Raw genomic sequence first — 7,116 nt, 5'->3', positions numbered from 1 at the left:
CGGGCATCGTCGGTTGTGCGGTCTACAGGCGTGCCTCCACCGGCTGCGACTCGCACGGTGGTCCCTCGGTGTACCGGAGGACCCCATCGGTCAGGTCGATGACGGCCGAGAAGGCCGTGTGGATGCGTTGTGGCTCAGGCAGTTCCATGTCCGGGTGACGACACAGCGCGAAGCTGCCGCCCTCGTGGTCGCGCAGGGCGGTCTCCACCGCGTCCATCGACAGCGGACGAGTCGCGGCCAGCAACGTCTCCAGGCGTTCCTGACGCCGGAACGTCGTCGCGGGCCAGGTACGCCACGTCTCCTTGACGCCCAAGGCGTCCGGGTCGAGGAAGTGGTTCGCGTGCACCAGCGTCGCGTCGGGGGCGCAGGGGATGCGCCGCGATCCGACCGGCGAGGTCTCGACGTCGACGATTCCCTCGGACGCCGACCCGATCACGTAGTTGGCCGAACAGGACGGCGCGTCGAGGCTCGCGTGCGCCACGGCCTCCTTCAACGTCGACGAGCCCAGGATTCGGCTCGTGCGCAGGTGATACGGCATCCCGCCGAGCCGCCAGTCGTCGGCGTCACAGCCAAGGCCGTTGACGCACAGCCCGATGCCCGCGCTGTTGACGCCGATCTTCGGACCGGCGATGCCCGCCTCGGTGTACGCGAGGACGGACACGTCATTGTCGCGCCAGGTCAACAGCGCGCCCGCGACACCGGGGAACCAGTCCCAGTTCTGCCCGATCCATCGCTTGCCGTCGTCGGTGACACCCGCTTCGGCGCCGAAACCGGTGCATTCGGACGGCGGCGTCGTGCCGGCCGCGCTCCAGGCGCTGTACAGCAGCTCGAAACGCGCGTTGAGCATCACGATGTCCTCAAGCGACTGCTCGCTGCCCTCCGCGATTCCCTCCATCGCCGCGCGATACTCGGGATCGAGGCGGGTGAACACGCTCAGGTACAGCTCGACGCGTTCGGCGATCTCCGCCGGTGTGAGCCCCGCGTCGTCGGCGAGGCGCCCCCGGTAAAGATCGACGTTCGCGGCGATCCGATCGTGGAGTTCACGCCCGTGCGTCAACCCGCGCTCGTGAGCGGTTCCGGTCAGTGTGATCACAGGTAGCTCGGCCATGGGCCCAGCCTGCCACGCGTGGACCGCGACGGCAATCGTGTTGGCGTCACTGCACGAGCGCGCGGGTCACTTCGTCGAAGTTGTTCGTCCACCACTTGACGAGCGCGGTCTGATCCGGCAACAGGTGATCGCACGCGTTATTGCGGCGCATGTAGTGCCACTCGATGACCCAGTTGTCGCACAGGCGCTCCCACCACAGGCGGTGCAGTGCGATCGCCATCTCCTGCGAGCCGAGATCGAAGACGTCGCGGTACCCGGCGATGTACTGCGCGGCCCGGGGCAGATCGACGCCGCGTTCGTCGCCGTACGCGAAGAAGAACGCCATCGAACGCATGAGTTCCTTGCTGAACGGCCCGACGCGCAATCGGTCCCAGTCGAGGAAGGCCTGCACCCGGTCGTCGGGTCCGAACAGGACGTTGTGCGGGTGGAGGTCCCCATGCAGGTATCCGGCGGCCATCACCAGGATGTCCGGGGGACGGCGCTGAGCGAGGTTCGTCAGCATCGCGCGTTTCATGCGGAGCGTGGTTTCGGCCTCGACGTCGAAGTCGGTTCCGCCGCGCCGGGAGTCGATCAGGTCGAGCAGCCGGTCGACCCTCCGCAACGCCGATTCGGCGGGCACGGACGGCTGATAGTACGGCTGTTGCGGAGTCGGAGCGGCCTGCCGCAGCGTCAAGTGGATGTTGCCGAGCAGTCGACCGAGGTCGCGGCACCGCTCCGGCGACAGCGCCAGCCCCGACCGGTGTTTGCCGAGCAGCCATGGGAACACCCCGAACTCGTGGCCTTCGACCATGACCGTGTCCGTGCCGTGCACACTCGGCACCGGTAGGACGACCGGCACCCCCGCCTGCGCCAACGCCCGCAGCACCCGGAACTGAAACGCCAGTTGGGCGCCCCGAACATCGAGGAACAGCTTCAGCATGAAGGAGCCCGAGTCGGTCTCGACTCGCCAACTGCGGTTCATCAACCCGGTTGGAACCCGCGTGACGGAACGAATAGGACCCAGCCGCCAGTAGGGCAGTACGGTGGAGGGTGCGGGCGCGGACGTAGTAACCACGCCACCAACCTATAGATGCCGTGCCGCCAACCGGCAACTCACCCACGGCACCATCACAATCACCGGTATCCGTCCGGGTTGGACACGGGACGGTGTCGACGACGTTTCCCGGCGTCGCTGTGGAGGAGTTCTCCCTGGCACGAACGAGGGAGTCAGATATTGACACGAACCCATACAGTCGCGGACATGAGTTACCAGACCCCACCACAGATGACCACGCCCTACCAGAAGCAGCAGATCGACATCGCAGCCGGAACCGCGTTCAAGGTCGGCTTCTTCGGCGCCTTCGGCGCCATGTGCGCAGCCCTCATCATCTCCATCTTCTTCGCCATCCTCGGCCTTCTGCTGGGTGCCAGCATGTTCCAGATGCTCACCGGCGTCTGATCCACCGTGGCGCGAGGGCGGCGGGCCACACCCGCCGCCTCGATCCACCATGGTCGCCCCGTCGGACGTGCGTGACGAGCTGGCCTAACCGCCTGCCGAATCGGTCACCCAGGGATACTCTGGACACATGACCGGCCACCACAGAGATCGCGAGTCGACCGACGAATCGAGCAATCCGGGCATCCCGGTTCAATCGATCCGACCCCAGGTGGCGGGCTTGCCCGAACGGGCCAACACCGCGCCCGGTGTGGTCGGCGAGATCGCTTACGACGCCCTGCGCGCGGAGCTCGGATCCTTGCGCTGGCCCGGCCAGCGGTCCGCGGGCCGCCGCGAACCCGACCGTCCGATCGTCGCCCGCGTCGCGGTCGTGACACGATGCGCCGAGTTGGACCTGCCTGTCCCGTCCGCGTCGACCCTGTCGGTCGAGTCCGAGCAGATCGACGCCGACACGATCACCTTCGTCCTCGTGGGCAACGATCTGCGGGCCACCGTCGTCATGCCGAGACATCGTCTGGACGGCACGAAGATCACGGTCACCCTAACGCGTATCGTTCCCCAGCAATCGGACCCGCTCGGCCGTTGACCGCCTACTCTGTGCTTCGATGAACGCCATGGCCTCCACGACCGAACTCATGCCCTTGTGGACATCGGTGTCCGCCGGATTCACCCCCGCCGAGATCACCGGCCGCTGCCGGGGCGCTCGATCGTGGTTGTACCTGGCGGTTCTCGCCTACGCCCACGGAGACGATGCGCTCGCGGCCTCCGCCTCGGAACGAGCGGCCGACATGGACGGCGCCGACACCGTCGCGCGCGCCGCCGCCGAATACCTGAGCCGGGTCGACCGGCAGGGACGCGGTGAGGTCTATACGCGCCCCGACGCCTTCGCCGCGTTCATTCGCGGCGGCGGGAACGTCGCCCTGTACCGCGAACTCAGCTCCTACCTGCGGGAACGATACGAGACGTTGACGCCGCAACGGGTCCTCGACATCGGAAGCGGGGACGGCCTGGCGCTCCTGCCCGCCGTCACGGGGCTCGGGATCGCGGTCGACGCGGTTGAGCCGTCCCCCGCTCTGGCGGCGACGCTCGCCGAGCGGCTGACGGCCGAGGGAATCGATCATCGAGTGTGGACGATGACGGTCGAGGCCGCGATGGCGGACGCCGAGGTCGACGCGGTTCGGGTGGCGCAGTCGACGTTCTGTCTCCACAATCTCGCGCCAGAGGCACGCGCGGCGACCCTGCGCTGGTTGCGATCGCGGGCGGACCGGCTGTTCATCGCCGAGTTCGACATCGCGGCGGAGCCCGCGCCGACTCCCGGCTGGTTCACGACGGTCGTCGAACGCTACGAACGCGGCCTCGCCGAGTACGCCGACGGCGGGGCGCTCGTCGCCGAAGGCTTCCTGATGCCGGTGATGTTCGGCTACTTCGATTCCGGTGTCGACCACTATGAACAGACGGCGGCGGCCTGGTCGACGGAGCTCGCGGCGGCGGGCTTCACCCACCGCGAGACGACCCGCCTGTACGACTACTGGTGGGCCCCCGCCGTCGTGATCGAGGCCTCCTGAACCACGGAATCCCTTTCGACGGGTACCGGGCGACTCGCGAACGGGCGCGGAGCGCCCCCGCCGTCCACTTGACGCGCGCTCGTGACACGGATGGCGTTGAGGCCCGGTGGGTCGGCCGTCTCGGGGCGCCGCCGATGCTCTGCCGCCCACGCCCATCGCCACGGACGCGAGTGAGCTCGGTGTTAAGCCGGGGTGAGGCCATGCGGCCGCGCATTGACGGGCGTATATGTGACGTGCACCATGTTGGGGTCAAGCCGTCCTCGTACGGCTCATCCATGATGGAGGTACATCCCATGTCGATATCTTCCCGCCGCGCCTTCCTCGCGGCGGCCGTCGCCGTCCCGACGACCGCGTTCATACTGTCCGTCACGAGCGGAACCGCCAGCGCGGCCGGTTACCAGTGGGGCCGGACCCTCGCCCAGGGCGACTCCGGAGAGGACGTCTCCCAGCTCCAGATCCGTGTCAGCGGCTACCCGGGTTACGACTCCGCGATCGCGATCGACGGCGCCTTCGGGCCGCACACCCACGCCGCCGTCGTCGGCTTCCAACAGGCCTATGGCCTCGCCGCCGACGGTGTCTTCGGCCCGAACTCGCGCGCCACGATGGACTCCCTGCAGTCGCCGGACAACACCCCGATCCACTTCACCTACGGCGAGATGAACGGCTGCAACAGCACCTGGGAGGGCGGCAAGGTCGGAGGCGCGACCGCGATGTTCAACGCCCTCATCTGCATGTGGAAGCTGGAGGCGATGCGGCACGCGCTCGGCGACCAACCGATCGTCATCTCCAGCGGATTCCGCGACGCCAACTGCAACGCCGCCGCCGGTGGCGCCTCCGACAGCCGCCACATGTACGGCGACGCCGCCGACCTCATCGGCTCGCACAGCTTCTGCACGATGGCGAGCCAGGCCCGCTACCACGGTTTCCGGCAGATCCTCGGTCCCGGCTTCCCCGGCCACAACGACCACACGCACGTCGACTCGGGCAGCCGTCACTGGTCGTTCCCGAACTGCGGCTGACGACGCGTCAGTCCACCTCGGATTCGGACGACCCTGACTCCCATTCACCCGGCATCCCGCCCCCGCTCCGGTCAGGAGCGGGGGCGGTCTCGTATGCGCCGAGGCCGTCGAACGCCCATGCGACACGCGTCGCGACGGCCCGCACTCTGCTCAGTCCAGTTCGAATGGAACGTTCCCGGCGTACTCGGTCACCGCCGAACCGCGCTCCTCGACGCTCGACGTCGCCCGCCTGAGAGGCGCCTTGGACGACCGGCCTCGCCGTCGGACGGCGCACGTCAAGCCGTGGCGGGCGCTCCGAACCAGGTCGTGAGGGCTTCGGGGAGCGCCGGATCGGTCGGTTCTCCGACCCAGACGACATGTCCGTCGGAGCGGATCAACACGGCGGTCGGGGCGGTCACCGTCCCGATCCCAGGCAGCTCCCATTCTCCGTCGTACTCGGCGTCGAGCGATCGGACCCGATCTGCCCACGGCGTGACGTCGAAGCCGCCGGGCTCGCCAAGGTTGAGCAGCACCGGCCGGGCCTGATGCAGCATGCCGAACACCCGCACCGGGCCGGACTCGGTCGTCAGGTCGAGGTCGGGCATGCGGCGCCCGACGAGCGGGTGCTCCGCGTCCGGTTCGTAGTCGACGCCCAGACCGGACATCATCGCCCCGATTCGTTTTCTGGGTTCCTCCATGTTCAGCACCTCGGCGAAGACGTCGCGCGCCGCCTTGATCCGATCGTCGGGCCGCATGAGCGCCGTCTGTCCCATCGTGTTCCGCAAGACCTCGGCACCGGCCGGATGCCGCTCGGCGTGGTAGGTGTCCAGCAGTGCGTCCCCGGACGTTCCCTTGACGACCTGAGCCAGCTTCCATCCCAGGTTGACGGCGTCCTGCACGCCGAGGTTGAGCCCTTGCCCGCCCATCGGTGGATGTACGTGCGCGGCGTCTCCAGCGATCAGGACCCGTCCCTCGCGATAGGACACCGCCTGTCGGGTCGCGTCGGTGAACCGGGAGATCGAGGTGGGGCTGTGGACCCCGAAATCGGTGCCGTAGACGGCGATGAGCGCCTCACTGAGCTCGCTCAACGTCGCGTCGCCGGAGGGCCCGACCTCCCTCTCCGTGACGAGGAGCCGTATCGGTCCCTTGTCGAGGTAGACCACTTCGCCGTCGCGGATCTCGTACTCCAGCCGACCGATGCCGTGGATGCCGATGGCGTCGTGGTGGCCGCCGAGCTCCGGTTCCTCGGCCAGTTCCACGACGGCGATGAGGCTGCTGGTCGTCGGGTCCCACCCCGCGAACTCGATCCCGGCGGTCTTGCGGACCACGCTGCGGCCCCCGTCGCAGCCGACGAGGTACGCCGCGCGCATCGTCCGACCGTCGGACAGTTCGACGTCGACACCGGTCTCGTCCTGCGTGAAGCCGGTGACGTCGCACCCGCGATAGATCGGCACCCTCAGCTCGTCGACCCAACCGGCCAGGATGTTCTCGATGCGGTTCTGCCACAACCCGAGCCCATAGGGGTGTCGGGTGGGGAAGTCGCTGATGTCGAAGCGGACCATGGCGAAGCCGGCGACCTGGCCGATCTGCCCCGCGTCGAGGAACCGCTCGACTATGCCGCGCTGATCGAAGATCTCAATCGTGCGCGAGTGCAGGCCGCCGCCTCGGGCGCCGACGAGATCCTGATCGGGACGTCGCTCGACGATGGCGACGTCGATCCCCGCCAGCGCCAACTCCCCGGCCAGCATCAGCCCGGTCGGGCCTCCTCCCGCGATCACCACCGCGTGCTCGGTCGTACTCATGTCGCGCCCCTTCCGTCGTCCGTTTCCGGTCCTGGCCAGCGATTCTGCAACATTCACGCCGTGCTCTCGGGCACCCGGTACGCCTTGTCCCGCAGCCCATGCGCTATATATTGAGAGTGGCGGGGGAGAGTTTTCTGCCTCCCCATTCATCGTCCGGCATGGACGGACACCCCCCCGGCAATCCACGCCCGATCGACGGGACCGTTTC

7 protein-coding genes are annotated in these 7,116 nt (G+C 68.2%); 4 read left to right on the top strand and 3 right to left on the bottom strand.

What is annotated here, in order from left to right; translation table 11 throughout:
• Positions 1-22: 22 nt before the first annotated feature.
• Together ACM9NP_RS04160 and ACM9NP_RS04155 are read right to left on the bottom strand one after the other, a co-directional pair.
• Complete coding sequence (locus ACM9NP_RS04160) at positions 23-1,108, bottom strand: C45 family autoproteolytic acyltransferase/hydolase (protein WP_415645224.1); 1,086 nt, start codon at positions 1,106-1,108, stop codon at positions 23-25.
• A gap of 46 nt (positions 1,109-1,154) precedes the next feature.
• A complete protein-coding gene (locus tag ACM9NP_RS04155; RefSeq protein ID WP_415645223.1) occupies positions 1,155-2,162 on the bottom strand; it encodes a phosphotransferase enzyme family protein in 1,008 nt (335 codons plus the stop codon).
• A 186-nt stretch (positions 2,163-2,348) separates the two neighbouring features.
• On the opposite strand from ACM9NP_RS04155, the gene ACM9NP_RS04150 reads away from it, so the two are divergent.
• From ACM9NP_RS04150 to ACM9NP_RS04135, 4 genes are all read left to right on the top strand, one after another.
• On the top strand, positions 2,349-2,546 hold the full coding sequence (locus tag ACM9NP_RS04150; protein ID WP_415645222.1) for a hypothetical protein: 198 nt from the start codon (positions 2,349-2,351) through the stop codon (positions 2,544-2,546).
• A gap of 127 nt (positions 2,547-2,673) precedes the next feature.
• Entirely contained in the window at positions 2,674-3,129 is a 456-nt protein-coding gene (locus ACM9NP_RS04145; protein WP_415645221.1) for a hypothetical protein, read from the top strand.
• A gap of 28 nt (positions 3,130-3,157) precedes the next feature.
• Positions 3,158-4,108, top strand: coding sequence for a class I SAM-dependent methyltransferase (locus ACM9NP_RS04140; protein WP_415645220.1), 951 nt, complete (start codon positions 3,158-3,160; stop codon positions 4,106-4,108).
• A 293-nt stretch (positions 4,109-4,401) separates the two neighbouring features.
• Positions 4,402-5,127 carry a D-Ala-D-Ala carboxypeptidase family metallohydrolase gene (locus tag ACM9NP_RS04135; protein WP_415645219.1) on the top strand — a complete coding sequence of 242 codons (726 nt, stop codon included), beginning with the start codon at positions 4,402-4,404 and terminating at the stop codon, positions 5,125-5,127.
• Between the two features lie 275 nt (positions 5,128-5,402).
• Here the strand turns inward: ACM9NP_RS04135 and ACM9NP_RS04130 are convergent, their stop codons facing one another.
• A complete protein-coding gene (locus ACM9NP_RS04130; RefSeq protein WP_415645218.1) occupies positions 5,403-6,908 on the bottom strand; it encodes an FAD-dependent monooxygenase in 1,506 nt (501 codons plus the stop codon).
• Positions 6,909-7,116: the final 208 nt, after the last annotated feature.

The sequence above is a fragment of the Stackebrandtia soli genome, from assembly GCF_965137155.1.
Classification (GTDB): Bacteria; Actinomycetota; Actinomycetes; order Mycobacteriales; family Micromonosporaceae; genus Stackebrandtia; species Stackebrandtia soli.
The sequence above is the reverse complement of the archived record's forward strand: the minus strand, read 5'-3'. Positions and strand labels throughout refer to the sequence as shown.

Coding starts and splice junctions, on each gene's coding strand:
- ACM9NP_RS04160 (WP_415645224.1), bottom strand. CDS start 1,108: ATGGCCGAGCTACCTGTGATCACACTGACCGGAACCGCTCACGAGCGC.
- ACM9NP_RS04150 (WP_415645222.1), top strand. CDS start 2,349: ATGAGTTACCAGACCCCACCACAGATGACCACGCCCTACCAGAAGCAG.
- ACM9NP_RS04145 (WP_415645221.1), top strand. CDS start 2,674: ATGACCGGCCACCACAGAGATCGCGAGTCGACCGACGAATCGAGCAAT.
- ACM9NP_RS04140 (WP_415645220.1), top strand. CDS start 3,158: ATGGCCTCCACGACCGAACTCATGCCCTTGTGGACATCGGTGTCCGCC.
- ACM9NP_RS04135 (WP_415645219.1), top strand. CDS start 4,402: ATGTCGATATCTTCCCGCCGCGCCTTCCTCGCGGCGGCCGTCGCCGTC.
- ACM9NP_RS04130 (WP_415645218.1), bottom strand. CDS start 6,908: ATGAGTACGACCGAGCACGCGGTGGTGATCGCGGGAGGAGGCCCGACC.